Here is a 26014-nt window from a genome sequence, read left to right as displayed (position 1 = left end):
TTGACCAGCATACAATAGGAAGCGTCCTTGTGGATACGTTGCTCCAGCTTGCCATCGGCAACCTCCTGTCACCGATGGTGCTGTTCTTCGCCTTAGGTGTCGCCGCCGGCTGGCTCAAATCCGATCTCGCCATCCCCGAGCCAATCAGCAAGGGCCTGTCGCTCTACCTGATGCTGGCGATCGGCTTCAAGGGCGGCGTTGAGCTCGCTACCAACGGCGTGGCCGGCACAGTCGCGGTCGCGATGGCCCTGGCGCTCGTGCTCAGTTTCAGCCTGCCTGTTCTTGCTTATGCCTTGCTCCGCACCGCTACACGGCTCGATATTCCGAACGCGGCCGCCGTCGCGGCGCACTACGGTTCCGTCAGCATTGTGACCTTCGTCGCGGCGACCGGCTTTCTGGGATACCGTGCCATACCTTACGAGGGCTACGTGGTGGCAATGCTCGCCCTCATGGAGACGCCGGCCATCGTGACCGGCCTTCTACTTGCTCGTCGCTCTAGCGCCGCCGCGCCGACCACGTCGAGCGCGCCTTTCTTTTCGAGAGAAGTCGCCCGCGAGGTGTTCCTGAGCGGCGGCGTCGTGTTGCTCGGCGGCAGTCTGGCGATCGGCTGGATCACTGGTGACAATGGCATGACCGTTATGGCGCCGGCCATCGTCGATCCGTTCAAGGCCGTGCTTGCCGTCTTCCTTCTCGACATGGGCTTGCTTGTCGGACGCCGACTGCACGACTTCAGAGCGGTGGGCTGGCCGGTGGTGGCGTTCGGCCTTTATATGCCTCTCATCGGAGCCTTAATCGGGCTGTTCGCATCCCATGCCATCGGCCTCTCTCTCGGCGGCATGACGCTTGTCGCCGTGCTCGCGGCCAGCGCTTCCTATATCGTGGTTCCCGCGGCGATGCGCCTCTCATTGCCGCAGGCCAATCCGGCGATCTATGTCCCCCTGTCCTTGGCCGTAACGTTCCCGTTCAACCTGATCGTCGGAATCCCACTCTACCACGCGGCCGCACAATGGATTGCAGGCATGTGAAGCAAGAGGAACATCCCTATGGTGCAGCTCTACCGGAAGAAGAGGATCGATATTGTCGTGGAGGCCGCGCGCGCCCGCGCGATCATCGAGATGATCGAGGCGGTCGGCGCCAAGGGCTACACCATCGTGCCCGACGTCTCCGGCCGCGGCAACCGCGGCGTCCGAGATGAAGGACATCTCTCGGACGTGTTCCGCAACATGCTCATCATCGTCATCGTTGCCGAAGAGATCGCGAACCTGATCGTCGAACAATCGCAGCCGCTCCTCGAAAACTACGCCGGGATCGTGGTGGTTTCCGACGTCGAGGTTATTCGCGACGAGCATTTCTAAGCAAGCAGTGGCAGGGCATCCCTTCCAAATGCGCCACGTCTGACCACTCAAGTGGATGGTAGGCCGTTCGCGGCAAGCACCTCTCCGGCAAGATAGAGCGAACCGGTGATGAGGATTCGCGGTGCCGGATCGAGGCCAAGCGCGGTGATGGCGGCAATCGCTTCCGCGATGCTGTCGCGGGTCTCCGCCGAAATGCCGATGCCGCGAGCTATATGCGCGATCTCCTCGCTTGGCAAAGCCGTGTCCTGCCGGACTGTCACTGCGATGACGGTACGGGTAAGGCCGGCGAAGTTCATGAGAAAGCCTTGGCAGTCCTTGTTCGCGAGCATGCCGACGACGAGTATGAGCGGCCGCGAGACGCGCCTATCAAGATCGGCCAGAGCGTTCGCCACCGCAAGGCCGCCGTCAGGGTTGTGGCCGCCATCCAGCCATAGTTCAGCGCCTTCCGGCGCGAGTTCTACGAGCCGGCCACGGGCGAGGCGCTGCATGCGAGCTGGCCATTCGACGCTGGTGAGCCCCTGCTCAATGGCTGTGTCCGGAATCCTGAGCGCATGAATGCAGCGTAGCGTTGCTATCGCCGTGCCTGCGTTATCGAGCTGATGACGGCCAACCAGACGCGGCGCAGGCAGCTCCATGATTCCGTTGCCGTCCCGAAAGACCATGCGGTCGCGATCAGGCGTCGCTCTCCAGTGCTTGCCACCAATCCGCAGCGGCGTGCGGAGACGCTCGGCGTGTCGTTCGATCACCGTGAGCGCCTGCTGCGACTGCGGTGCGATTATCGCCGGCACACCGCGTTTGAGAATGCCCGATTTCTCCGCCGCGATCAGCTCGATCGTATCGCCCAGAAATTCGTGATGGTCATGCGAGACAGAAGTGATTACGGTCGCGAGCGCGCAGTCGACCACGTTCGTCGCGTCGAGCCGTCCACCCAGGCCTACTTCAAGCAGAAGCACATCGGCGGGATTGCGTGCAAAGAGCAGAAAAGCCGCCGCCGTGGTGATCTCAAAGAAGGTGATCGGATCGCCGGCATTCAAGCGTTCGCAGGTCGCAAGGGCATCCGCCAGTTCGTCATCCTCAACCAGCACGCTGCCACCCAGCCGTGCAAGACGGACGCGCTCGTTGAAGCGAACCAGATGCGGCGAGGTGTAAACATGTACGCCGAACCCAGCCGCTTCCAAGATCGCACGCAGAAATGCAACGGTCGAACCCTTGCCGTTGGTGCCGGCAACATGAATCACCGGCGGCAGGCGGCGCTCAGGATGGCCAAGCCGGCCAAGAAGGCACCACATGCGGTCGAGCGAGAGATCGATCCGCTTGGGATGGAGCGCGAGCAAGCGCGCAAGGACGACATCAACTGCAACCACTCTGAATCACACTCGCCCGCCAATTAACGAATTAACAGGTCCTGAGCCTAGCGCGAATTCTTCATTGACCTTGACCAAGTGAGAAACCTGGCTCCCCATCAAAATTGTAAAGATGCTCAGTCTTGATGAAGTCGACACCCGTATAGGTGAGATTCTTGAGCAGTTCCACGATCATCGCTTTGTTGAATTGCTTGCTCGGCCGCGCGAGATAGCGACAGCGCCAGTGGTCGGTGCAGAAGGTCTCGGGCAGACCATCCGGCCAGACCTTGACGCCCCGATTGGTAATCATGGTGAGCGCGAACAATTCGTTGGTCGCCGCCTGCATATCGCGGGCGAGTTCGTCCACGGGCTTGGTTGCATGGACGAAGACGTCTATCCCGACCAATTCCTTCTTAGCCGGCTTCTTTGGCCGGGCCTGCGGCACGGCGAAAGGCTTTGACGCAGCGCCAGGCGCGACACTGCGCAACGTCTTCGGCGTATGGTCAAGCCGCTCGATCACGGCCTCGGCAAAGGCTGCTGTGCCGACCTTCTGCTTGGATACGCCTTCCTTGAAAACATCATAGGTATGAATGCCGTCTTCGATCGTCTTGAGCCAGGCATTGTGCACGCGTCTGGCCACCTCGGTTTGGCCGATATGCGCCAGCATCATGACACCGGCTAAGAGAAGGCCGGAGGGGTTGGCCACATCCTGGCCGGCTCGCCGCGGTGCGCTGCCGTGGATCGCTTCAAACATGGCGCATTGCTCGCCGATGTTGGCCGACGGCGCGAGGCCGACGGAGCCTGCGATCTGGGCGGCTACATCGCTCAGAACATCGCCATAGAGATTGGGCATAACGATCACGTCGAAGGCCTGCGGCGTATCCGCCAGTTTCGCTGCGCCGATGTCGACGATCCAGTGCTCGTTCTCGATACCGGGATAGTCAGCGGCGATTTCGTCGAAGACCGTGTGGAACAGGCCGTCGGTCATCTTCATGATGTTGTCTTTCGTGAAGCAGGTGACCTTCCGGCGGCCGTGCGCGCGCGCGTACTCGAAAGCGTACCGGACGATCTTCTCGCAACCCGGCCGCGAGATCAGCTTCAGGCACTGGTAGACCTCGTCGGTCTGCCGATGCTCGATGCCCGCATATAGATCCTCCTCATTCTCGCGAATGATGACCACATCCATGCCGGGATGCTTCGTCGCGATAAAGGGTTGATAGGCGACGCAGGGCCGGACGTTGGCGAACAGGCCGAGGGTCTTGCGCACCGTCACGTTGAGGCTCTTGTAGCCGCCGCCCTGCGGCGTCGTGATCGGCGCCTTGTAGAAGACCCTGGTGCGCCGCAGGCTATCCCAGGCTTCCGGTCCGATCCCGGAGGTGTTGCCTGAAAGATAGAGGCGCTCTCCGATATCGATCGGTTCGATGGCGATGTTCGCGCCGGCCCGAATCAGGACCTTGAGGCTGGCTTTCATGATCTCCGGCCCGATGCCGTCACCGAAGGCGACTGTGACCGGAACGGCGCCATGCCTCCCGGACGGGTTCTCCAAGTCGGTAAGGCCTTCCAACATGAGCCGAGTGCTCATCATCGATCCCTCCTAGTGCGTCTCTGAACGAAGGCAGGATAGAGACCAAGGATGAATTGTTGAAATTGATTGTTCTCGACGCTAAGATTGCGATCGTCAATGACATCATGGATGCGTGCATGAATATCCATCCCGACCTCTTGCGCGCTTTCGTGACCGTTGTGGAATGCGGAGGGTTCTCGCGGGCCGCCGAGCGGCTGCGGCGCGGCCAGTCGGCCATCTCGCTGCAAATGAAGCGTTTGGAGGACAGCCTCGGGGCGAAGCTGCTCGAACGGACTCCCCGACACCTGTCGCTGACAAGCGAGGGAGAGTTGCTGCTGGACCACGCCCGGCGCCTGTTGCGCCTCAACGACGAGTTGGTCGGGCGCTTTACCGAGCGCGAACTTTCCGGCGTCGTTCGCCTCGGAGCGCCAGAGGACTTCGCGACCAGCCACCTGCCGAGCGTGCTGGCCAAGTTCGCGCGCGCCCATCCCCGGGTTGCCCTGGAAGTGACCTGCGAGTTGACGCTCGAGGTATTCGAGCGCTTCCGGGCTGGCGGTCTCGAGATCGCGCTGGTCAAACGGGAGCCCTCAGGCGCGATGGGCGGCATCCGCGTGTGGCGGGAACCGCTGGTCTGGGTCGCCGCCGACCGGCAGATCGCAGAGACAGAGGGCCCGCTTCCGCTCATCGTCTCGCCGCGGCCGTGCGTCTACCGCAAGCGGGCAACCGATACGCTCGACACGATGGGGCGCCTTTGGCGTGTCGCCTATACGTGCGGCTCCTTGGCCGGCACGCACGCAGCCGTTCGTGCGGGCCTCGGCATCACCGTGTTGCCAAAGGAGATGGTGCCAACGGATCTCGCCATTCTCAACGATGAAGCTCTTGGACTTCCCGACCTGAAGGACACGGAGATGGCGCTGATCGAGGCACCTGACCTGAACCCCGCTGCTGCCCGGCTGCGAGACACGATCGTTCGAGAGCTTGAACATTGAGGCGTGCTTCACTTTGATGGCCAGTCGCACCCGTAACGCGATGTCATGGATTCGTTGATCGTCTTCTCAAGAGTCCGCACTTGGGCTACTGTACATTTGGGGTGGTGCACTGCGCTGAAGCGTAGATCAGTACCTACCCCTAATCTCGCGACAGGCGGGGGAGGAGCCAACGATGAATTTCTCGGGCAGGAACCTCTGGTTAGGTTTGATCGCCTTAGCCGTGGTGTTGATCGTGATCGGCTATGCCACCGGCTGGTTCGGCTTCGGTGGCTCACCGCAACCCGCGCCGCCGCAATAAGAACCCGCTTCGAACCTTGGCAGATGCCGTTTGGCAACGGCCGTCGTCATTGATCGAGAAGTTTCTCTTTGCCATTAAGTGCGGCCTGAGCGTCCAGTAGTTCGTCGCGACCGATACCCGCCTCAACGTGCGGATGCAGCGCGTGCACCTCTCGTATTTTCCGGAAGACCAGTTGAAGTAGATCCTCTTGTAGGGGCAGGCGGACACGCACATGCGTCAGCCGCGGCACTTATGCTGGTCTATGAGGACGACACCGTCCTCCTCGCGCTTGTAGATCTCGGTTTCGTCGTTCTCAGCCCACCATCTGCGATCGGTCGTAGTGGCTTTGCGGAGTTTCGGATGCCGGCGGACGCTGCCGCGAGTGCGCGGCTCGAATATCATAGCGCCCCAGCGGAAATGTAGTTATCAATTTCATCAACGCTGGGGCGGCACCTCGTGGGAGGACGATCGGATGCACATGCGTATGGCATCGCATCGTAGGGTTAGCGGTCGCAGCCTAGCGTAGGTGGCGCGCCGGACGAGATAAAGATGGGCACCACTATGTTATTGAAATGGCGTTATGATTTTATGAGGAAGCTGCGGCGGCCCCATTAGACCGCCGCAGCACGTTCGTCACCACCACGACGAATAGAATACCGCGAGTCCGGCCGCGAGGGCTTCCCGTGCCTTGGCGACGAAGCGCAGATCGTCGTCATGTTCGGTGCCGTCGGATGCGCCGAAGAAGAAGCCGCTCGTCGGCGGCAGATTCCCCGCCTTGATGTCGGCCTCCAGCGCGTCGATATCATCGCCGGTCAGCTGCAGGTTGACGCAGTTGAAGTCGAGGTCGGTTCCGCCCTTGGCGCGATAGAGAGCCTCCATCCAGCCATGCAGGTTCGGATGCTTGCGCCAGTAGTGAAGCTCGTGAGCACCATCGGCGGTAAAATCCACCGGTCTTTCCGGCGCGCGTTCCAGCGTCGAGGCGTACATATCCAGTCCCATTGTCTTTCCTTTCGTTCGTTGTTGATCGTCCCGAAGGACGCGGACGAAAGGCCGGGCGGCATAAGCTGCCGCCGTCATGGTCAACACGGCCGCCGGCACGGCGGGTGGTGCGGGCGGACCATTGACGGCAAAGCGCCGCCCGGCATGACCGCACCTTTCCGCAGGGCGTCAACGAACAAGGACTGACAAAAGGGGCGTGTATGCCCTGAGTGCCACGCGGCGTCGATCAGCCGAAGCTTGCGCCGATACCCCAGCTGCGCACGGTCCAGGCGTCTTCCTCTCCGGCTTCCAGCGTGAAGTGAAAATCCCGCAGGCGTTTGGCCTCTAGCATACGCAACAGGTCGGAGAACTGAGCGCGCGTGACGTCGAGCGCCAGGCTGAGTGAGGGAAGGTTCGGTGCTTTGAACAGGCTGCCGGCATCTTCGCAGTCCGTCTTCAGCGGCGTCGGCGCCATGATCATGACCACGCCGGGCCAGGTGAAGCGGCCTTCAGGCATGGTCAGCAAGACGGGCAGGATGATGTAGGTGAACTCGACCGACTGCCGGGGTGGTCCGTCTTGCACGGCCTGCCCGAAATTCACGGAACAGCTGCCGGCGATTTCGCCGCGCCAGTCGCCGGGCACTATGGCGGGCAGTTGCGGGCGGCGTGCGTGCTTCGGGCTGCGTTTCATGATCCGAACCGCTTACCACCCGGGATGCATCAGCTCATGTTCCTCAGTGGCGAAATCAATGGCTTTCAGAACATTGCCATCGGGGCCAATCGTCACTGACATATCGATCGTGTAATGGATGCCCGCACCGTGAAACAACCGGCACACCCGCTGCGCCTCATCGCGGTTATTGATCTCCCCGATCTTGAAAAAACGCCCCTCCACGAAGTCTGTCTCGAAAGCGAGATCAGGGAAGAACTCTCCTGTTACGTCCTTCCCCTCCTTGTCGATGATCTGCTGCACACGGCAGGGCCGGAAATTGCTGGGCACGAGGGCCGCCACCGCCGGTGACAAAGCTGCGAGACCATACGCATCAGCTTCGGCTTTGAAGACTGCGCGCGCATGATCTTTTTCCGGACGCCTTTTGTAGATTTTCGTGATGCGGCCCGCCGGCCTGTCCACGAATATGATGCCGTAGGCTCCCTCGCTGAGATAGGAGAATCCGGTACCCGGAATCCTCAATCCGCGCGCCTCGTTCGCAAAGCCCATCACTACGTCTCCGTGACAATTCCGAACCGCGTCTTCATCTCATCAGCCCTTGCCCAGGGATCGCCCGGCAGCCGGTCTATGAAGCGGGCATAAACGGCGGTAAACGCGGCGGCGACAGCGGCCTCATCGAGGGCCTGCGCCTGCTCTGCGGGCAGCAACGGCCGCATATCCAGCAGAAAGCGCGGATTGGCGAGCTTCGCGAACATCCGCTCCTGCGCCTGCGCGCGGGAAATCGCCTGCTCCGCGAGAGCCAGGTAGCGCCCGAAATAGGCGACGACGCGTCCCTCATCGAGCCCGCCGAACGCGGCGAGCGCGTGGGAAAGGTCGAAGAGGTCACGGCCCTTGTCCCGCTGCAGGAGCGCCCGCAGTTTCGTCGCCAGCATTTCCTCAGGCGAGAATGTCGGGATGGTGGTGGTCCCCGTGAACCAGGGGTTGGTGACGCTGAAGGGCATTTCGGCGACGGCGTCGAAAGCTTCGATCTCGCGTGTGTTGATCTCAACCTTCAGGCGGATCGGCACGCCGCTTCCGTCTTCGGCCTCGGCACGGAAACGAAGCTTGGGCGCGACCGGGCTTTGATCGAACTGCGCTCGCCCGAGCCAGGGTTCAAGCACAGCGCGCAGCCGGTCGAGCACCGGCCCGATCGGCCCTGCAGAGGTGCGCACGAGATCGATGTCCTCGGAATAGCGCAGCGGCGCCGCGAAATGCAGCTTGTTCAGCGCCGTCCCGCCGCGAAAGCGCAGCGCGTCGCGCAGGGCCGGATCGCCGAATATATCCACGAGCGCCCGGCTGATGATCAGATCCTGTTCGATCTGACGCTGATCGGCCCATGGTGCGACGGTGCCCCAGGCGATAATGTTCTGAGCCGGGATCATTCATCAATCTCCGGCGCGCGCCTGACCAGGATATGCCAGCGTTCGTCCCTTTCCTGCACCGGTAGCGCGAAGTCCGGATCGCGCGCCGCCGCCGGATCAAGCTCGGTCCATCTGAATGGGCCGCGCGCGGCGACGGCGGCGTGCATCGCCTCCGCGCGCGCGCCATGGCCCAGGCGGTCCAGCAGGTGCCCGAGCCTCTGGATGACCGGGCGTTCGGTGGCGGCCGACAGCGTGGCGAGCTGCGCGCCGTCGATTTTCTCGGCAAGGTCTGTGAGGACGGTGGCGACATTATCAAGACCGCCCGCTGCCTGCGGATAACGCAGCAGATCAAGGGCCGTCAGCGCCGCGCCGGAGACGCGCATGATCCCTGTGTCCGTCTTGCGGTCCTCGACGCCGGCGGCGACGCTCTCCATGTCCTTGCGGTAGTAGAAGGCGATTAGGTTTCGCCCGGCATGGATTTTGGCCAAACGCCGCGCCGTGATGACCTGGAACTCCATCACCGCCTGATGCGTCGCGCCGTGGAGCTCGGCGGCTTTGAGCAGGCCGACATAGTAAGCCTCGCCGATATGGCGCATGAGTGCATCGATGTACCACGGCGGCGGCGGCGCGCCCCACGAGGCAAACTGCGGGGGCACGACCACATAAAAATCCTGCCGGGGGTTGAGGAGAGACTTTCGCTTCTGCAGGCGCTCGGCGGCGTCAAGGAAGGCGCCCCTCCCGACAGCGAGAGACTGCGTTGCCTCACTCCCGGTGAAGACCACGCGTCCGCCCGACAGCAGGCCGGACATATAGGTGGACAGGGCGGATCGTTGATCGTGAACCATGTCTCATTATCCGCTTCTAGCGCGGAATATTCAACATGATTTTACATCTAAGAGCAAATCATTCATTAAAATCCGCATAAGGTGCGGATATTCAATAACAATTTTCTCACCCACTTCTCCTGAACCCGGTTTGAAAAGCAGCTGAATTGCCAAGGGACACTGCGGAAAAACAGAAAAACCTAAACCGTGCCGCCGATGATGAGCATGATGATGATGATCATCATCACCGCCATCAACGAAGCCAGACCCGTCTTGCAGATCGTCATCATCATGATCGCGCTGATGATCAAAAGCCGGTGCAGACCTGCACCGCTGGCCTTCGCCGAGAACGGGGGCCGGGTCGGTACGCGTTAGCGGCGGGACGGGCTGCGGACCGGGCGGGGCGTGCCGCCCTGCAGCCGGACGCGGCCCTGACCGGCCGGAAGAACGCGTGCCCAGGGCGGGGGCGGCGCCCCCGGTCCCTGTCTTGCCTTTGCGCCAGGGATCGTCACCCGTAAGGGCGGAGACGCTGGCTCCGCGGCGGCAGCCGTAAAGCCCGGTCCCGCCAGGGAGGCGCCCTCTCAACCGGCGAAGAGCGGCAAATCGGGGCCTGTGCTGCCGTGCCCTAGCCGGGCATTCTGAGCGCAGCCGCATTCAGGGCAATCCGGATCAGCGCGAGGGGAGGACAAGGACATAAGCCGCGCGCGGCTGTCATAGCGCGCGAAATCCAGGGACAAGTCCGGGTTGCTGAGGCCCGTCATGAAAAAAAGGAAGTCATCGCAGGCGTGCGCCGCTCCTACAGCATTCAGCGTGATCACACTGGGCGCAACGACCTCGTCATCATCAACATAACGCTGTCCCTTACGTTCGCGCCCCGTCTTCGCCTCGTCGGCGAGCTTGCCGGGATTGATAAGCTGGTTGCACCACAGGCAATTCATGCCCGGTCGCAGCGGACGGACGACACTGAAGATGTCGGTCAGCGTGCCGCCGGCATCTACCGAGATCTTGCTGCCGATCTGCACGCCGGGGATCAGGTACTGATGGACGATCGCGTTGACAAGCAGCCGGGCACGCATCTCGTCGGCGGCCAGGAAGATGTAATCGCACTCCATAATCGCCTTCGCGGCGACGGGATCGAGGATATTCTGCGCTATCGCCTCGATGCGCGCGCCGGGATTGGCCTGCCTGATGACGCGCCGCGCGATTTTGACCTTGCGCGTCGAATGCGCCAGCGCCATCCGGCGCAGCCATGAGGGCGCATACGGTCCGCTGAGCGTCCACCACACATCGCTCCGGCGTGCGCCGGCGACACGCGGGATATTGCTCGGGTCGAGCCGGTCGGGGTCGATCAGCACGAAGGCGCCAACACCCAGGCGCGCCAAATACTCGGCCACAAGCGATCCGACGCCGCCAAGGCCGATGATGGCCACCTTCGCGCCGGCGAGGATCGCCTGGCCGGCATCGCCGAACAGCCGGGTCTGGCGGTCGTACCGCGGATCGGCATTACCCGGGCGCGCAATCGGCGCCGGCCGGATAATCGTGCGCCGCCGCCCGATGATCTCGGCCCGATCGAGCGAAACCCGGCGACCGCCGGGAAGCCAGATATCACCGGCCACCGCGCCTTGCGCGAACACGAGAGCACCGACAGCGTTGCCACGGCTTATGTCGAGCAAAGCAGGATAGCCGCGCTCGTGGCTGGCGATGTCGTCAGAAGAAAAGCTGACACTTCCCGCGCCCCCGTGATTGTGAATCGCGAGATAGACAAGGCGCTCATCCCGGCAGCTGAGGATATGGCGCTGGATGAACTGCGCCTTGAGCATACGGTAGCCGCGCTTGCCCGGCACGTAGTCCACGCCATCCTCGGCCAGGAAAACGTCACGGGCGAGTAACCGGACTTTCCCGCCGGCGCACATTTGCAGGCCAGCCACCATAACCGCCCCGTGCTCGTCGCCGTCTCCGGGGAACAGGTGGCGCTGCAGGGTCTCGAACAGCGGCTCGGGGATGGTCAGCGACCAGTTTTCAGTCATCGCGACTTCAGCCACTGGATCACCTTCAGGAGTTTATGCAGCGGCGTCTCGATCCCAGCCGTATCTTTGCGGTTGGAGCGCCGGGAAATCTGCACGGCGGCGCGCGCCGGCATGGCCCCGGGCGTCTTCAGCGCGTCCGGGCTGGGAAAGTTGTGGTTGCCTGAAATGCCTTCGCCGAGTGCGCCGCCATCACGGCGGGAAAGATCGGAGCGGACGAAGTGCGGATAGACATCGGCATAAGGACAGGTGGACGGAATATGAAACCCGAGCCAGCTGTCGTCCTGCGCAAAAGGCGCCCCGAGCGGGACGCCTTCCACGATGACATAGGCGCCGCCCTCGCGGTCGGCGGCGACTAGCACGTTGTCCCGGCCGAACTGGCCGCGGATCGCTTCAATCGCCTTTTCGACCGCGGGACTCATGACAGACGCCTAGCTGTTGTCGTCGTCGGCGATGGCGACGTAGCGCTGCCCGGGCTTCACCCGGACGCGGTCGCGATCGCCAATAATGCGGGTCTGGCCGGGACCGGTCTCAAGGCTGAGGACGAAGTCGAGCTGGATGGCAACGCCATCGTCGATCGCCTCCTGCTTGATCTCAAGGCCGGTGCGGACGCCCCGGCGAATGGTCACCGGCTTCTCGTTGACGAAAATCTCGACCTCCAGAGGCCGCGGGCGCAGCTTGAAGATTTCGACGCCCATACCGGCGAGGTCGGCAATGTCGTCGTCATCGAGTTCACGATCGGGGTGTCCCGGCCGCTCCAGAACGACGACGAGGTCCTCCGCGGGCCGGCCCGCGAGCGCCTTCACCGTCGCGCCTGAAATCAGCGCGCACGGCCATTCGAGACGCAGGCCTTCGACGTCGAGGCGGAAGCTGCGGTCGCTCTCCACGACGATGAACTTCTCCACGCCGCGAGCGACGATGTCGGTGAGCTCCTCAAGGCGGAGCTCCTCGAGAGCGCCGTCCGGCAGCCACTGCAGAACGATGTAGCCGGCCGGGTCGCGATGCCCGGCGGCGGCGATGATCTGCCGGCCCGTGGGCATCGGGTCGCGAAGAACATGGCGCGTGAAGACGAGGTCGGGGCCGGCGATCTCGACCGGCCACTTCTGGCCGCGGGCGGCATCGGCGGCGCCGGTTTCATTTTCCAGAATAGACATAGGCAATGCTCCTATCGAATCTGTTGACCGCCGATTCGCACTGTGCGACCGTGGATCATATGTAAGACAGCATGGAATCGATTGGATTAAATGTCAACCGTTGTCTTACTTGTAATCCATGGAGGGAGCCAATGACATGGTAACGCTGGAGAATCTCGGCCTGCGCGTGAAAGAAAAGCGCGGTGAGCAGGGCATTCGCGCAGCAGCTAAGGAAATAGGAATCAGCCACGCGACGCTCTCGCGCGTCGAGCGTGGCTTTATGCCGGACCTGGCCAATTACAGAAGGATATGCCGGTGGCTGGGCATCAACGTCGAAGATGTTGTGGGTGTCGGCAGCGCGCCGACCTCCAAAGCTCTCGTGCACTTCAGGAAGAAGCCGACGGTCAGCGCGAAGACGGCGCAGAACCTCGCGCAGATGATCCTGATCGCGCAGGCGGCCATGGCGGACCTGCGGCAGAATGAGCAATAGCCGTGTCCCAGCTGCGTCGCGGATTCAAGACCTGGTGCGAGAACGCCGCGGCGAGTTACCGCCGCGATCTCGGGCTTGACCGCGCGGCGCCGCTCGATCCTCTTGTCCTGGCCCGGCATCTGAACATCGTAGTGTGGGCACCGGGCGACATCCCCGGCATGAAGAAGGACGTACTCACTCATTTGACGATGAGCGATCCGGACAGCTGGGACGCCGTCACGATTCAGTCTGACGGCGTAACGGCCGTCATCCTGAACAGTGCGCCTGAGCTTGGGCGCCGGAACAACTCACTGGCGCATGAGCTTTCTCACATCATTCTCGAACACGAACCCGCGCACGTCTTCCACACGCCCGACGGGCACATGATGATGAACGAGTACAACGCTGTTCACGAGGAGGAGGCCAACTGCCTCGCGGGCGCGCTGCTGCTGCCGCGCGAGGCGTTGCTCAAGGCTATCAAGGCGGGCCAGGGAGACACCGCCCTGGCCCGTCATTTCGGGGTCAGCACCGACCTGCTCCGGATGCGCCGGAACATCACGGGCATCAACCGGCAACTCGCCTATAGCCGGGGATAGCCTGACGGCCGCCGGGCACCCTCATCCGAAGGCTGCAGTGAAACTGCTTGATGATCTATACGTTGCCCGCAACGCGCTCATTCATCAGGCGCAGCCGGTCTTGGCAGATCAACTGGCATCCCTGAAGCAAACGGTGCGCGACACTCGCAAGGCCGTCCCAGCATAGCGAGAGAGGCACCGCGGTCCGATACTTGTTTCCATAAGTATGTGCCGGCAGCTTGCCGCTCATATGCCGGTCAGCGTCCTCCCAGCCGCGCAGCACCTTTGCTATAGTCCTCTCAAGCAACATGGCCCGGCGCCAGGAGGATACAAAGATGAGAAAGGTTGAAACACGCGGCGCGGCCATAAAGAGCTTGCGCACGCAGCTCGATAGGCTTTCCACCCAGAAGGAGCTCGCGAACGAGGTCGGGGTGAGTATGCGCACCCTGCGCAAGATCGAAAATGAAAACCTGCCTGTGCCCCTCGCAACCCTGGACCGCCTGGCGCGCGCGCTCGGAGCGCGGCGTGAGCATATTGCGGTGCTTCCCTCTTCGATGCCGCCGCCGGCCGAAAGCATCCTGGCGAATATCGGCTGGGACAAAGAGCAGCTCATCCCGCGTTTCGATTTTGAGATAGCGCAGGCAACAGCTGACGAACATAGCCTCTACGAGGCGGCACGGAGCAGTCACGATCTCGCCGGTGTCATTGACGTGACGCTTACTGAGGAGACCGGCGCCTACGCCGAAGAGCTGCTTTCGCTGCTGCGGGGCCTGACCTGGTCCGAGCGGAACATTCTCGATGAAATCCCTCTCGCGGAAGAGCTGGCGCTGCGCCGCCGCCTGCGCCAGCTGCTCGTCCTCCTCAAAGGCAACGACGTATGGGTCTACGAGGCTCGTTATTTCCGGAGACTTCCGGAGCGGTCATCACTGCCTCCCAAGGATGAAGCGTCCACCTCTGAGAGCCGCATCTCTGTCGTTCTGGGACCGCCCGGTGAGTACGGCGAGACAACGGTGCGCGTGCCCGTAGATTACGGTCAGCCGTACCTTCTGCCGCCTATCAGCGCGCTAATAGGCAAGGCGACGTCTTGATGCTGACCGCGATCCGGAAGATTGAGGGCCTCGGCGTCTTTGCCAGCTACACGGCGGCGGCGGACCTTGCGTCCTTTGGACAGTACAATGTCATCTACGGCGAGAACGGGTCAGGCAAGACGACTTTGTCGCGGCTCTTTGCGGTGCTTGAGACGGGCCGGCACGACGACCACCCGGACTTGAACTTCACCATTGCTACAGCCACGGGGCAGGTCACACCCGCCCAAAACTTCTCGCGCGCTGTCCGCGTCTTCAATGCCGATTACATCGAAGCCAATATCGGGCAATTCGACGGGCCACTGCGACCGATTCTTATCGTCGGCAAAGAAAATCGCGCCCTCGTCGATGAAGTCAGCCGCGAGAAAGCCCTTCATCGGGACCGTACAAAGAGGATCGATGCAGCAAACGCGTCAGTGGAGAAACTGGAGAACGACAAGGGAAAGCTCTTCTCTGCAATCGCCAAGACCATTGGCGAGGCGACAAGTGGCAGTACGCTGCGCCAGTATCGCAAGCCGGACGCTGAACGGGCGCTCGCGCAGGACCCCAACCCGGCGGCGCTGACGCAGGATGCGCTCGATACGCACCGCGCGACTGTTCGGCAGGAACAGATGGAGGCGCTGCCTCCCTTCACGGCGCCGCAGTTAAGAACCGGCGCCGACACGGACGACATCCTTACCATGGCGGGCGCACTACCGCGCCAGCTCGGCGTCCTCACCGTCCGCACGGCGCAGCAAGGCGCTATCGCGCGGCTTGCCGAAACGCCCGCGCTCGCTGCCTGGGCCGAGGAGGGTTTACATCTGCATGAAGCGCACGGCACCGACCGCTGCGCATTTTGCGATCAGACTCTTCCCCCGGCGCGTCTGGCTGCGCTCGCCGAGCATTTTGGTGCGGAGGATCAGCGCCTCAAAGAGGAAATTGAAGCCGCTACCGGGCGGGTCACAAGCATTACCGACACCCTCGCGGGGTGGACGCTTCCAGCGCGGGCGCTGCTCTACGCCGAATTGCGGGATGGCTATGACGCCGCGGTCACAGACTTCTCACAGGCGCGCGCGGCACTATCCGGGCAGCTTGCAGACGTGCGCGCTGCCTTCGATCGCAAACTACGTGAGCGTGCGCGGTCCTACAGCGATCCGGTCACCCTTGACATCGTGCCGATGACGGCAGCGGCAGAAGCGATCGGCGACATAATTGCGCGGCATAACGCGAAGTGCGCAGGTTTCGACGAAGCCAAGGCGGCTGCGCGAACCGCTCTGGAGAAGCACTATCTTTCCACCGTCGCGGACCAGGTCCGCGAGTTTGATGCCGCGATCGCGGAGCAGCGTGCGCTCGCAACGGGGCTGACGGATGGCTCGGCCGACCAGACTGATCCACGCAGTGTGAAAGCTCTTACCTCGTCGATAGAAGAGAAGCAGGCGCAGATTTCAAGCGCCCACGCTGGCGGCGCAGCCCTGACGGCGAGTCTGCGTTCCTTCCTCGGTCGCACCGATCTGCAGTTTGAATCTGACAAGGACGGCTATCGCGTACACCGCCACGGCAAGCCGGCGAGCCGCTTGTCAGAGGGGGAGAAGACCGCAATCGCCTTCCTGCATTTTCTCGTGCAGCTGAGGGACCAGAGTTTTGATCTCGCCGAAGGCGTCGTCGTTATAGACGATCCAATATCGAGCCTTGATTCTGCGTCCATGTATCAGGCCTTCGGATTCCTGAAAAATGCGGTCAAGGATGCAAAGCAGGTCTTCCTCCTCACGCACAATTTCGACTTTCTTCAGTTGCTGCTGAACTGGCTGAAGAATATGCGCAAGGACAGGCGTGCTTTCTATATGCTCGTCTGCACCGAGGCGGAGGATCGGCGGCACGCCCGGCTCGCACCGCTCGACAAGCTCCTCATGGAGCATCCGACCGAGTATCATTTTCTATTCAAGGTGCTCCACGAATTCCGGTCGGACGGTACGATCCAGTCCTCCTATCATATTCCCAATGTCGCCCGGAAAGTGCTCGAGACTTTCCTCGAGTTTCATCTGCCTTCCAACGCTTCGCTGTATGACAAGATGGAGGCGGTGGATTTCGATCCGCAGAAGAAGACAGTCGTCTATAAATTCGCTAACGACCTTTCCCACGCGACCGGCAAAGGATTCGATCCGGCTCTCGTCGCCGAAACACAGAAGAGCGTCAGCTATCTCCTTGAGATGATCAAAGCTGTCGCGCCCCTACATTACGACGGCCTTGCAAAGCTGTCCCAGGCCGGCCCGGCCTGACGATGGCGAGCGACAATGTCAGTCGTCCTTGACCTTCATGTCCGCGGCGAGGAACATCTGCAGCATTCGGCCGACTTCAGTAGAAGCAAGCGTTGTTGTCAGCTTGGCCTGTATTTCCTGAACCATCTCGCGGAAGGTGATGATCCGGAGCGGATTGCCGCCTAGCGCGGTTTGGAAAGGCTCATACGTCTCCCATGCTGACCTGTCCCCGGATAGTCGTGCTACGGCGGTGAGATAAGTGAAGCGTTCTGAAGCGGTTGCCTCATAGACGGCGCGCCTGAAGCCTTCCGACCATTTAGGAACAGTCAATTCGCGAAAGGCCTGCCAGGCTTGGCGGCCGCGTCTGATCTTGCCGCTCTCGATGGCGCTGATTTCTGACCGCGGGTTGAAGCCGCTCTGCCAGCTCTTGCAGCTTACAACGATGACTTTTTCATCGCCCTCAAGGCGCGGATGAAACCCAATGACGTCGATATCGCTGTGGTTGGAATCCTGATTGAGGACGAAGTCAGGATGATCTTTGCGGGGCAGGAATTTGATATTGTGCTGGACGAAGTACCCCTTGTGCACCAGGTACTCCTCAACGATCTGCTCAAGAATGTCCTCTTTGGTCGCCATGGGCGTCAACCGTCGCGGCGTGGCTGCCCGCGAAAGTCGGAGAAGAACTCCGAAGCAGGGCTGACGCCGGAAACAAGCAGCTGATCGCGTGCGCGCGTGCAAGCGACATAGAAGAGATGGCGCTCGGTCTCGAACACCTCGTCGAGCTCCGCTTCATCCGCGACGGTCTCGACTCTCTCCTGAAGCGGCAGAATGTCGTCGTCGCAGGCCATTACCGCGATAGCCTTGTACTCTAGCCCCTTTGCAAGGTGCATTGTCCCGATGGCAATGCGGCCTTGCGGCTCTTCCAGCCGCTCGGAAAGCTCAAGCTGGGTATGACCCGCCGCCTTCACAGCGGCGCGCGCCCGGCCCAGCTCCCGGTTCGATCTTACGAAGACCCCGATCTCCGCGGCGCCAACACCACTGGCGATAACTTCCGTTATCCAGCCGGCAACGCCTGCGATTTCTGCGTCGGAATCTGGATATGTCCTGATGTCGGGTTCTGGGCCATTGAAAACAGACACCGTCCCCCGGCGATCCTGCTCAACGCCGTCGACATCCTGTACGACTTTAGGAAGCAGCCTGTCAGCGGCCTGCCGGATTTGATGTGAGGTACGGTAGTTGACCTTTAGTGTCCGCGAGCGTCCGCGGATATCGACGCCCAGGGCCTTCCATGAAAACGGCTCCTGGAAAATGCGCTGGCCGAGGTCGCCCGCGAAGAACAGCGTATCCGGCCCTTCAGGCACGATCGCAGCAAGCATCCTCAGTTCGGGAACGCCAAGGTCCTGTGCTTCGTCGACGACAGCGTGCGTGAATGGCTTTTCGGCGCGCGCCACGAAGTGCCGCGTCACCTCACCGAAAATGATGGGCCACGTTAGGACGCCCTGCGCGGAAAGAAGCGCGCGGGCTTTTTCAAAGACAGGCCACAATGTTTCGCGCTGTTTTGCGCCGAGCCTGTTCTTTCGCCCAAGGCGCGGCACGGACTGGTAGCCGGCGAGGTCAGGCACCTGCCAGGCGTCCACCACATTGAGCCATTCCGACGCAAGGAAGCGCTCGGTGAATGTTGTGACGCCCACCTGTTTTGCAGCCGCGGTAAGCGCTGCGCGGACCTGTTCCTCAGAAGCTGCGCGCGGATGGTGGCCGAAGGCCAGCGTGAATAAATCGCTCGCAACGCCGCGGAATGGCAGCACGCTGACACGCGGGACCACGCCGTTCTCGGCACCGGTCAGGATGCGCAGCTTGCCTTCCAGGGAATTGGCAAGAGGCAGTGAGAATGTGGTGAGCAGCAAGCGCGCCCGCGGGTCGCGCTTCAAAATGTTCGCGGCCCGATGGATCGCGACCACTGTCTTGCCGGTGCCTGCTGAACCTGAGACGCGGGCAGGCCCTGAAAACTGCTGCTCCACCACCTGCCGCTGCGAGGGGTGTAGGAAGACGGTCCATTGGTCCCATGGGAATTCAAGCGCGAGCTTCAGTACCTCGGCATCCTCCATGATGCGGAATCGGCGCTGCGCGTCCGGATGCTCGAACGGGCTGACCTGTTCGGGCGAAACGAGAGTTGGGATTTCCGGCTTTTCGCCAACGGCAAGATCAAGCAGTGCCTCTGCCGCTTCCGAGGGGAGGTGAGCGACGAGATCGAAGATCGTGTCCTCTGTCGCTTTGCGCACATCGGCAAGCCAGTCGGCAGGGACGCCATAAACAAGGAGCTCGTCATCCGTATAGCGCTCAAAGAGCGCCGGGAGTGCCGGCCGGGCAGGAGCGGCCTCTCCTTCCACCAGCCTGTGGACCAGGATTTCCTGCACGCGCTCGCGGACTTCGACGATCTGCGCCGCGCCGGTGCGCGGATGGGCTTCGATCCGCCTGCGCTCGGCCCAATCGTAGGCTGCGTCGTGATGATCGACGTAGCAGATCAGGAAGCTGTCTTCTGTCTTGTGAACAATGAGCCGGATATCGCGGCTCACGCGCACCGACCAGAAGTTTTCGTCCTTCGACTTATCGATGCGGTGGAACTGTAACCCCGGATGCGCCGGGTCCATCTGCAGGTCAAAGACCGTTGTCTTGACCACCTTCTGCTCCTGAGCGGGCAGCCGGGCAAGAGCCTTCGGGAAGCTGTCGGCGATGCAAAAGCGCATTAGTCGTCGCCCCACGAGAAGGACTTGGACCAGTCCGCCTCATCGCCCGTATTCCAGCCATCGGGCGGAACCTTGTCCAAATAGTCCCGCGCCCCACGCAGGCGGCCTCTTGCGCTTGCCCAGAGGAGATGTTCGCGCAACCGACTCTGCTTGTCTTCGTTGGAAGCGACGCTGCCTCCAAGAATGAGGGGCAGGGCCGGACGCTCTTCTTTTGGGGTGTCGGCAGTGATGATGCGATAGAGCTCGTCCCAGTAGCGCCCCGCTGGCGCGGACTGGCCCTGCTTCCGCCGGGCTCGGAGATACTCGTCAATCAGCTGTTCGTCCGTCGACATCATACCGCGAATACCTTCATCACCTCGTCGCCGAAGTGGTTGATGACCTTCACGGCAAAACGTCCTGTCGAGGGCCGGGGGAACGGGCGAGACGTGTCGCGATACAAAGTCGCCCAGGCCTCCTCGTCGATCTCCGCTTTCAACGCCGTCTTGAGTGATTTGTATGGATCGTTTGCGCCCATGAAATACGCGTGGCGGACGAAGAAGCTGGTCTCGTCATAATCGGTATCGATGAACCACGCGGCGATATCGTCCTTGCCACTCGCCCGCACGTCGCCGGTCTTCGGATCGAACACATCGACGCCAAGGACCTCGACAACGATGTCGCCATCGTCTCCGAATTTCCATTCGATATCGGGTTCTCCGAAGACGACGAAAAGATTGCCGGCGCCGGTATTCTTGAGCTCGTCCGACATATGCAGTTCGGGATTCATCTTGGCCTTCAAAATCGGCAAAGGTCCAAGCTTGTTGAGCTCCGACGTATGCGCCTCGAAGTTAAAGCCGCAGGCGATAAGAGCATCGTATCCGGCATCAAGCGCTTCGCGCGCCGCTGCGGTCAAATCGGCCCGGCTGACCGTGCCAAATTCCGGCCCAATGAAGATTGCGGCCCGCCTCTCAGATTCCCCCTCCATGAACCGCCCGTCCGCAGCAATCCATTTGCCCGGCCAACCGCTGATAGCAGTGAACGTGATCCGGTCATCCTTCTTGGCCTGCTGCACGCCCGACGTGCGCAGATGCTCAAGAATCATCGTCGTGAAGTCGTTGAGCTCGTCGGTGCCTTTCGGGAGTTTGTACTTACGCTTGCCCGAAGTAGCTTCCAGGTCCTCTGCAGGCTCAATCTCGCTTGAGGGCATTACACGGTGGGGGGAAAGGCTCTCAACCGTGAACGGCCCCGCGACTCGCACGCGCGACTTGTCTTCCAATGGGCGATCATAGAGGAGCTCAACGTCCGCCTTCTTCGCGATCGACTCGTCGATCTTTTTCTGCCGGGCGATGCGTAGCTCCCACCACGCTCTATGCAGTCCCTTCACGTTATCGGACCAACCCGCCGCCGCCTCGCGAGGGATTTCCCACTCCTCCCACTTCTTACCGGCTGCTTCGTTGAGCTCTTTCCGCAGCGGTTCCAGCTTGTCCTGGAATTCAGCCCAGATGACGTCAATCTCGGAATTGTTGGCTATTGACTTAAGCGTAATGTGTGGTGCCCGCTCGTAGACAAAGCCTTGGCGAATATCGCCCAGCACGCCGCCCTCCACGGGTGGTCGACCAGCCCACTCCGCTTCACGCTTGCGGCCTTCTCTGCTGTCCGCAAGAAAATAGTACGGGAATCTAGCTCCAATCACGCGCGCCCGCGCAAGAGCCAGAGCAACACGCGAAGTATCGATTGTTATCCACCGTCGTCCCAACTGCTCTGCCGCAACTGCGGTGGTGCCCGAACCGCAAGTAGGATCGAGGACAAGGTCCCCTGGATCGGAAGCCATCAGCAGGCAGCGCATTACTACCGACGTGGCCGTTTGCACCACGTATATTTTCTTGTCCCCGAAGCCTGACTGCCGGGTATCATCCCAAATGTCGTTGTACGACTGGTAGGGAAAATCCTGGAATGGACGAACGAAGCCCATGGTTTTGCCGGAGTAGGTTACGCGGCTTGCCTTTCGCACGCGATCCATCCCGCGTAGATTGGTTTTCCAGCCACCGCTTCCGGGTTTGAATTTTTTGCCGTTGAATTCGTACTCGAAAGTCGTTGTGTCTCCGCCTGACTGCGAAGTAATCGGATTCATTCTAGCGAGGCGATAAACGTCACCGACGGCGCTTACAAAATTGCCTGCTTCGTCGAAGTCATAGCGGAAATTGCTATCCTTCTCAGCCTCCCTCGCGAAGTACAGCTCTCTTATTTTTGCGATTTCGATATCCTTGGCATACCAAAGTACAGAATCATAAGTGGCATCGATTACCGACGAGCCCTTTCCCGTGGTCTTCCTCACCACTATGGCGGCGACGAAATTGGCCTCGCCGAATATCTCATCAAGAAGAACGCGAAGTCGGTGCGTGTTCTCTGGGCCAATCTGGACGAAAATGCTGCCTGACGCCGACATCAAATCGCGCATGGCCGTTAGCCTGTCGCGAAGATACGTCAGATATGAATGAATGCCGTCTTTCCAGGTGTCCCTAAACGCTTTCACCTGCTCAGGTTCCCGCGTGATTTGCTCCATCTTTCCGTCTTTGACAGAGGACGACCGCGTGGACACCTGCCAGTTGGAGTTAAATTTGATGCCGTAGGGCGGGTCGAAGTAGATGCACTGCACCTGTCCACGCAGACCCTCGCGCTCGGCGAGGCTCGCCATCACCTGCAGACTGTCCCCGAGGATGAAGCGGTTCGACCAGTTTTGATCGTGTGCGTAAAATTCGGTCTTTGCCTCCGGATCGATCCCGTTGAAGTCGTGGAACAGATCGGCGATATCGCTTTCGGCTTCTCTCTTGGCTTTTGTCTGCCGCGTAAGATCGTCGATGATCGCCTTCGGGTGTATCTTCTCCTGAATGTATAGCGGCGGCGCCTGCACGATGAGGTCGGACCAATCCTGCTGGTCCTTGCCGCGCCAGACGAGCTGCGCATCCGAGATATCGATATAGCCTGTTTCCGCTGCCTTCCTGATTTGCTCCTGAGACAGCCGGACGCGCGTACCCTTCCATACAATCTGCGGATCGAGGTCCTTGTCGCGCGGACGCATCTCTCCTTGCGAGAGCGGATGACGGCGCGGATATGTTACGGGCGCGAACGGCGCGATCTCCTCGGCACGCTGCGCTGCTGACTGAAGTTCGGCGGTCGGGATGTTCTTACGCTTAGCCTGTCCGTGGCGCAGCGCTTCAACCTGCTTCGGCGCTCCTGTCTGCTTCTTCTTCCCCTTGCTCATGCCCCGCTCGCTTCCTGGTATTGCCCGGCGCGGCTGTTCTCGACCGCCCGGTCGATCAGCGCGCCAAACTCTTTTTGCATTTCGAATACGTCCGTGAATTCCTCGAACGCCCATCGCCCGAAGGTCCTGAGATTGTTCACGCCGCGCACCCATTTGTGGAGCATCGCGTCCGACTTCAGTTTTACGTTCTCGCGCCGATATCCTTTAACCTCGACGACGAGGTGCAGCAGATCGTCAGGCCCGCGACCATCGTCGATCAGCACGATAAAGTCCGGAATGTAGAGCCGCGCCACCGGGCCGTCTTTGTAGGGCACTTCGAAGCCGAGGCCCTGATTTTTGACGTAGGATACGACGCGCGGATGGGCCTCCGCGGCGCGGGCGAATTCAGCCTCCCAGCCGCTGTCGCTGACGACGTAGTTGATGTGGGATTTGTCAGGCGAAGTTTCGTAGAGGTCCTTGCTGGTCAGGAAGCCGACATGGCGCGTCGAGCCCCGCGGATTGTAGGGATCGAGAACGGCCCGGATGCGCTCATCGTCGCCGATCGCTGCGGCGATGGCGTTGTAGATGCGCTCGGCGGCCTGGCTCGCGATGCTCAATATCTGAAGCATCCACGGGCCGGTATCGCCCTTGCATTCGAGATAGCCTTCATCGATCCAGCGCCGGACGATGCGCTGGATCTGATAGAAGAGATGCAGCTTCGGCTCGCCGTCCCCGTCCCGGAAATATGAGTACAGCATATACTTGGCAAGCTCGTAGGAGACGGTGCTGGGGCGCTTGTCCTTCATCTCGGCGGCGCTCAGCATGACGCCCTCTCCGACGATTCCTTCCAGCAGGGTCTGGCCCGGCCCCACCATATCGGGAGTCAGGACGAGCTTTGAATTGGGCGTAAACTTCGCTTCGAGCTTTTCCTCTGGCAAGTCGATGCGATATCCGACGACGCGCGGGAATATGATTTCCAGCGCGGCACGGTCGCGCACGGCGGCGACTCGGGTGAGTTTCTTGGGCGGCTTGACCGCGGCGACCTGGGGCTTCGCCGTAAAGTCGAACGGTATGCCCATGATGTCGGCATATTCGACATTGAACAGGTTGTTCTCGTTGAGGTCGTACGAGTAGCGGCGCAGACCGCGGCCCACGACCTGCTCGCAAAGAAGCTGGGTGCCGAAGGCGCGGACGCCAAGAATATGGGTCACCGTGTTTGTGTCCCATCCTTCCGTCAGCATGGCGACCGAGACGACACAGCGTACCTGCTCGCCAAGCCGGCCCTTCTTGCCCACCGTGTTCATAACTTCGCGCAGCAAATCCGAGTCGGATAACTCGCCGACGGCGCCCGCGCCGGAGCGCTGCGCGATCTCGCGCTTGTACTGCTCGATCTCAAGGGCGGCAGCGCGGCGAAAATCATCGTCGAGCGCTTCGCCCGACTCCAGCTGCTTGCTGTCGATCAGCAGCGTGTTGGGCCGCGCAAGGCGATTGCCATGCTCATCGAAATTGGTGAACAGGCGCAGGTTGCCATGGTGCACCGTGCGGAGTTCTTCGGAGTCCTCGGCCACGGGTCGCTGCCAGCCTGATAGCCATTCATAGACGAGCTTGGATGCCGAGGTGTTGTTGCACACGACAATGAACACGGGCGGCGTGTCGATGCCGGATTGCCGCCAGCGCTCGAACGTCTCTTCGTAGTGGTTGTAAAGTGCGACAAGGGCCGTCTGGAGCTTGGCGGGCAGCGACTGCGGGTCGAGCTCGCCCTGGCCCTTGCCGCGGCCCTTCTTGGGCATCTCGTCGCGAATATGCTCCCAGAGCTCCCTGAATATCGGGACCTCGGCTTCAGGGATATTGTCGGCCACGGGTACGCGCGGAAGCTTGACGATGCCGCACTCGATGGCATCCATCAGCGAGAAATCGCTGACGGTCCAGGGAAAGAGAGTTCCCTCGGCATAGCCGGAGCCGCGAAGAAAAAACGGTGTGGCAGAGAGGTCGTAGACAGCGCGGACGCCGAGCTTGTGCTTGAAGATTTCGATGCCACTGATCCACAGGCGCGCGGCCTCGTTCTCGCTCTGGGCTTCCTTCTTCTCCTCGCCTTTCAGGTCTTCGATGTCTGCGTTATCGGGCTTCTCGCGATAGCAATGGTGCGCTTCATCGTTGATGACGACGATGTTCTTGAGGCCCATCAACTCCTCGGCGACGCGCCGGACCATCTGCCCTTCGGTTTCCTTGGTGGCGATCGGTTCGTGGCGTCCCTGAAGCAGGGACCGGCCGACTTTATTGACCTCCAGAACCTCGCGCAGCTGCAGGGCGTGATAGTTGGTGATGACGATCTTCGCCTTGGCGATGTCATCCAGCATATCGCCCGGAACCAGCTCACGGGTCCGGTAGTAATTTTCAAGGTCACTCGGCAGAAGAATGCGCAGGCGATCCTTGATCGTGATGCCGGGCGCGATAATGAGGAATCCGCGGGAGTAAGCATTGCTCGACGGGGACCGCACCGCGTTCACCGTTTGCCACGCGATCAGCATCGCCATGACGGTCGTCTTGCCGGCGCCCGTCGCCATCTTCATGGCAAGGCGCAGCAGCTCGGGATTCGCCTGCTCATTGGCACCGAGGATATGCTCCCAGATGGGCGCATATTGCTTTTTCGAGCGCGCGACTTCGGTTAGCCAGATGATCGTCTCAACCGCTTCAAGCTGACAGAAGAATGGCTTCACGCCTTGAAATTCGTGGCTCCGCCAGTAATTCAGCAGGCGCGCAGTCGCCGGCGTCACGCCCCAGATGGGCTGCGGCAGCGATCGCCATATCGCCAGGTGACTCCTGATCTCGTTGATGATCGGCGTGGGGTTGTATTGCTGCTCTTCGGTGGAGATGTCGTCATTCTCCAGGCCGAGGCGCCCCTGCGCCTTGTCGGCGCGCTGCTTCTTCTTTCGCGGCTTCGGGACAGGCGTAATGAATTCAGATCGCCTCCGTCCTGAACGCGGCGGTTCATTCAAGGGCTGCCCTTCGTCGTCGAGCGCATGATGGCGCGTCGGCTCTTCATAGGGCGAATTGAGAATCGGGTTTTCAAAGAAGGGCGCGGCTGCGGCTGTCATCAACGGCACCCGCACCCGGCGATATGCCGCGATTC

At 61.2% G+C, this 26014-nt stretch carries 24 protein-coding genes and 1 pseudogene; 9 read left to right on the top strand and 16 right to left on the bottom strand.

Annotation, left to right across the window (positions count from 1 at the left end; translation table 11 throughout):
* Positions 1-29 precede the first annotated feature (29 nt).
* Both ACTIFK_RS15665 and ACTIFK_RS15660 read left to right on the top strand, forming a co-directional pair.
* Positions 30-1025 (top strand): sodium-dependent bicarbonate transport family permease, encoded by a 996-nt coding sequence (locus ACTIFK_RS15665; RefSeq protein WP_047558509.1) that lies wholly within the window; start codon positions 30-32, stop codon positions 1023-1025.
* Between the two features lie 18 nt (positions 1026-1043).
* Entirely contained in the window at positions 1044-1355 is a 312-nt protein-coding gene (locus ACTIFK_RS15660; RefSeq protein ID WP_047558512.1) for a P-II family nitrogen regulator, read from the top strand.
* Positions 1356-1402: 47 nt separating this feature from the next.
* Here ACTIFK_RS15660 and ACTIFK_RS15655 read toward each other — a convergent pair whose 3' ends face one another.
* Both ACTIFK_RS15655 and ACTIFK_RS15650 read right to left on the bottom strand, forming a co-directional pair.
* Entirely contained in the window at positions 1403-2689 is a 1287-nt protein-coding gene (locus ACTIFK_RS15655) for a bifunctional folylpolyglutamate synthase/dihydrofolate synthase (protein WP_439544014.1), read from the bottom strand.
* 91 nt (positions 2690-2780) lie between these two features.
* Complete coding sequence (locus tag ACTIFK_RS15650) at positions 2781-4265, bottom strand: NADP-dependent isocitrate dehydrogenase (protein ID WP_052224932.1); 1485 nt, start codon at positions 4263-4265, stop codon at positions 2781-2783.
* 74 nt (positions 4266-4339) lie between these two features.
* Here ACTIFK_RS15650 and ACTIFK_RS15645 point away from each other — a divergent pair, with 74 nt between their 5' ends.
* Together ACTIFK_RS15645 and ACTIFK_RS15640 are read left to right on the top strand one after the other, a co-directional pair.
* Positions 4340-5251 carry a LysR substrate-binding domain-containing protein gene (locus ACTIFK_RS15645; protein WP_244466410.1) on the top strand — a complete coding sequence of 304 codons (912 nt, stop codon included), beginning with the start codon at positions 4340-4342 and terminating at the stop codon, positions 5249-5251.
* Positions 5252-5423: 172 nt separating this feature from the next.
* Entirely contained in the window at positions 5424-5549 is a 126-nt protein-coding gene (locus ACTIFK_RS15640) for a hypothetical protein (RefSeq protein WP_281350931.1), read from the top strand.
* A 135-nt stretch (positions 5550-5684) separates the two neighbouring features.
* Here the strand turns inward: ACTIFK_RS15640 and ACTIFK_RS15635 are convergent.
* From ACTIFK_RS15635 to ACTIFK_RS15610, 6 genes and pseudogenes are all read right to left on the bottom strand, one after another.
* Positions 5685-5825, bottom strand: a pseudogene (locus ACTIFK_RS15635) (4Fe-4S dicluster domain-containing protein); the annotation flags it as partial.
* Between the two features lie 336 nt (positions 5826-6161).
* Entirely contained in the window at positions 6162-6605 is a 444-nt protein-coding gene (locus ACTIFK_RS15630) for a phosphoglycerate kinase (protein WP_439544041.1), read from the bottom strand.
* Between the two features lie 148 nt (positions 6606-6753).
* Positions 6754-7197 carry a hypothetical protein gene (locus tag ACTIFK_RS15625; RefSeq protein ID WP_439544013.1) on the bottom strand — a complete coding sequence of 148 codons (444 nt, stop codon included), beginning with the start codon at positions 7195-7197 and terminating at the stop codon, positions 6754-6756.
* A gap of 12 nt (positions 7198-7209) precedes the next feature.
* Positions 7210-7725, bottom strand: a complete 516-nt coding sequence (locus ACTIFK_RS15620; RefSeq protein ID WP_439544012.1) for a hypothetical protein — start codon at positions 7723-7725, stop codon at positions 7210-7212.
* Between the two features lie 2 nt (positions 7726-7727).
* The gene (locus tag ACTIFK_RS15615) at positions 7728-8597 is read right to left on the bottom strand and encodes a nucleotidyl transferase AbiEii/AbiGii toxin family protein (RefSeq protein ID WP_439544011.1); all 870 of its coding nucleotides are present in this window, start codon (positions 8595-8597) and stop codon (positions 7728-7730) included.
* Complete coding sequence (locus tag ACTIFK_RS15610; protein WP_439544010.1) at positions 8594-9421, bottom strand: type IV toxin-antitoxin system AbiEi family antitoxin domain-containing protein; 828 nt, start codon at positions 9419-9421, stop codon at positions 8594-8596. The genes ACTIFK_RS15615 and ACTIFK_RS15610 overlap by 4 nt, the downstream gene beginning before the upstream one ends.
* Before the next feature lie 210 nt (positions 9422-9631).
* Between ACTIFK_RS15610 and ACTIFK_RS15605 the strand changes: the two genes are divergently transcribed.
* Entirely contained in the window at positions 9632-9775 is a 144-nt protein-coding gene (locus ACTIFK_RS15605) for a hypothetical protein (protein ID WP_439544009.1), read from the top strand.
* A gap of 206 nt (positions 9776-9981) precedes the next feature.
* Here ACTIFK_RS15605 and ACTIFK_RS15600 read toward each other — a convergent pair whose 3' ends face one another.
* The 3 genes from ACTIFK_RS15600 to ACTIFK_RS15590 are packed head-to-tail and all read right to left on the bottom strand — an operon-like array spanning position 9982 to position 12578.
* Positions 9982-11442 carry a ThiF family adenylyltransferase gene (locus tag ACTIFK_RS15600; RefSeq protein ID WP_439544008.1) on the bottom strand — a complete coding sequence of 487 codons (1461 nt, stop codon included), beginning with the start codon at positions 11440-11442 and terminating at the stop codon, positions 9982-9984.
* On the bottom strand, positions 11424-11846 hold the full coding sequence (locus ACTIFK_RS15595; RefSeq protein WP_439544007.1) for a hypothetical protein: 423 nt from the start codon (positions 11844-11846) through the stop codon (positions 11424-11426). Before ACTIFK_RS15595 ends, ACTIFK_RS15600 begins: the two co-directional genes overlap by 19 nt.
* Positions 11847-11855: 9 nt before the next feature.
* Positions 11856-12578: a multiubiquitin domain-containing protein gene (locus tag ACTIFK_RS15590; RefSeq protein WP_439544006.1), complete on the bottom strand. Its 723-nt coding sequence runs from the start codon at positions 12576-12578 to the stop codon at positions 11856-11858.
* Positions 12579-12714: 136 nt separating this feature from the next.
* Between ACTIFK_RS15590 and ACTIFK_RS15585 the strand changes: the two genes are divergently transcribed.
* The 4 genes from ACTIFK_RS15585 to ACTIFK_RS15570 all read left to right on the top strand — a co-directional run bounded on the left by ACTIFK_RS15585 (position 12715) and on the right by ACTIFK_RS15570 (position 16941).
* Complete coding sequence (locus ACTIFK_RS15585) at positions 12715-13047, top strand: helix-turn-helix domain-containing protein (protein WP_439544005.1); 333 nt, start codon at positions 12715-12717, stop codon at positions 13045-13047.
* 2 nt (positions 13048-13049) lie between these two features.
* Positions 13050-13622, top strand: a complete 573-nt coding sequence (locus tag ACTIFK_RS15580; RefSeq protein WP_439544004.1) for an ImmA/IrrE family metallo-endopeptidase — start codon at positions 13050-13052, stop codon at positions 13620-13622.
* Positions 13623-13936: 314 nt separating this feature from the next.
* Positions 13937-14689: a helix-turn-helix domain-containing protein gene (locus ACTIFK_RS15575; protein ID WP_439544003.1), complete on the top strand. Its 753-nt coding sequence runs from the start codon at positions 13937-13939 to the stop codon at positions 14687-14689.
* Positions 14689-16941, top strand: coding sequence for an AAA family ATPase (locus ACTIFK_RS15570; protein WP_439544002.1), 2253 nt, complete (start codon positions 14689-14691; stop codon positions 16939-16941). Before ACTIFK_RS15575 ends, ACTIFK_RS15570 begins: the two co-directional genes overlap by 1 nt.
* An 18-nt stretch (positions 16942-16959) precedes the next feature.
* On the opposite strand, the gene ACTIFK_RS15565 is transcribed toward ACTIFK_RS15570, so the two are convergent.
* The 5 genes from ACTIFK_RS15565 to ACTIFK_RS15545 are packed head-to-tail and all read right to left on the bottom strand — an operon-like array spanning position 16960 to position 25979.
* Positions 16960-17556, bottom strand: a complete 597-nt coding sequence (locus ACTIFK_RS15565) for a hypothetical protein (protein WP_439544001.1) — start codon at positions 17554-17556, stop codon at positions 16960-16962.
* 5 nt (positions 17557-17561) lie between these two features.
* Positions 17562-19664, bottom strand: coding sequence for a 3'-5' exonuclease (locus tag ACTIFK_RS15560; protein ID WP_439544000.1), 2103 nt, complete (start codon positions 19662-19664; stop codon positions 17562-17564).
* Positions 19664-19999 (bottom strand): hypothetical protein, encoded by a 336-nt coding sequence (locus ACTIFK_RS15555; RefSeq protein ID WP_439543999.1) that lies wholly within the window; start codon positions 19997-19999, stop codon positions 19664-19666. The genes ACTIFK_RS15560 and ACTIFK_RS15555 overlap by 1 nt, the downstream gene beginning before the upstream one ends.
* Complete coding sequence (locus ACTIFK_RS15550) at positions 19996-22905, bottom strand: site-specific DNA-methyltransferase (protein WP_439543998.1); 2910 nt, start codon at positions 22903-22905, stop codon at positions 19996-19998. Before ACTIFK_RS15550 ends, ACTIFK_RS15555 begins: the two co-directional genes overlap by 4 nt.
* The gene (locus ACTIFK_RS15545; RefSeq protein WP_439543997.1) at positions 22902-25979 is read right to left on the bottom strand and encodes a BPTD_3080 family restriction endonuclease; all 3078 of its coding nucleotides are present in this window, start codon (positions 25977-25979) and stop codon (positions 22902-22904) included. Before ACTIFK_RS15545 ends, ACTIFK_RS15550 begins: the two co-directional genes overlap by 4 nt.
* Positions 25980-26014: the final 35 nt, after the last annotated feature.

Origin of the sequence: Hyphomicrobium sp. (assembly GCF_051860585.1) — a bacterium.
Classification (GTDB): Bacteria; Pseudomonadota; Alphaproteobacteria; order Rhizobiales; family Hyphomicrobiaceae; genus Hyphomicrobium_C.
This window is presented reverse-complemented; position numbering and strand designations above follow the sequence as displayed.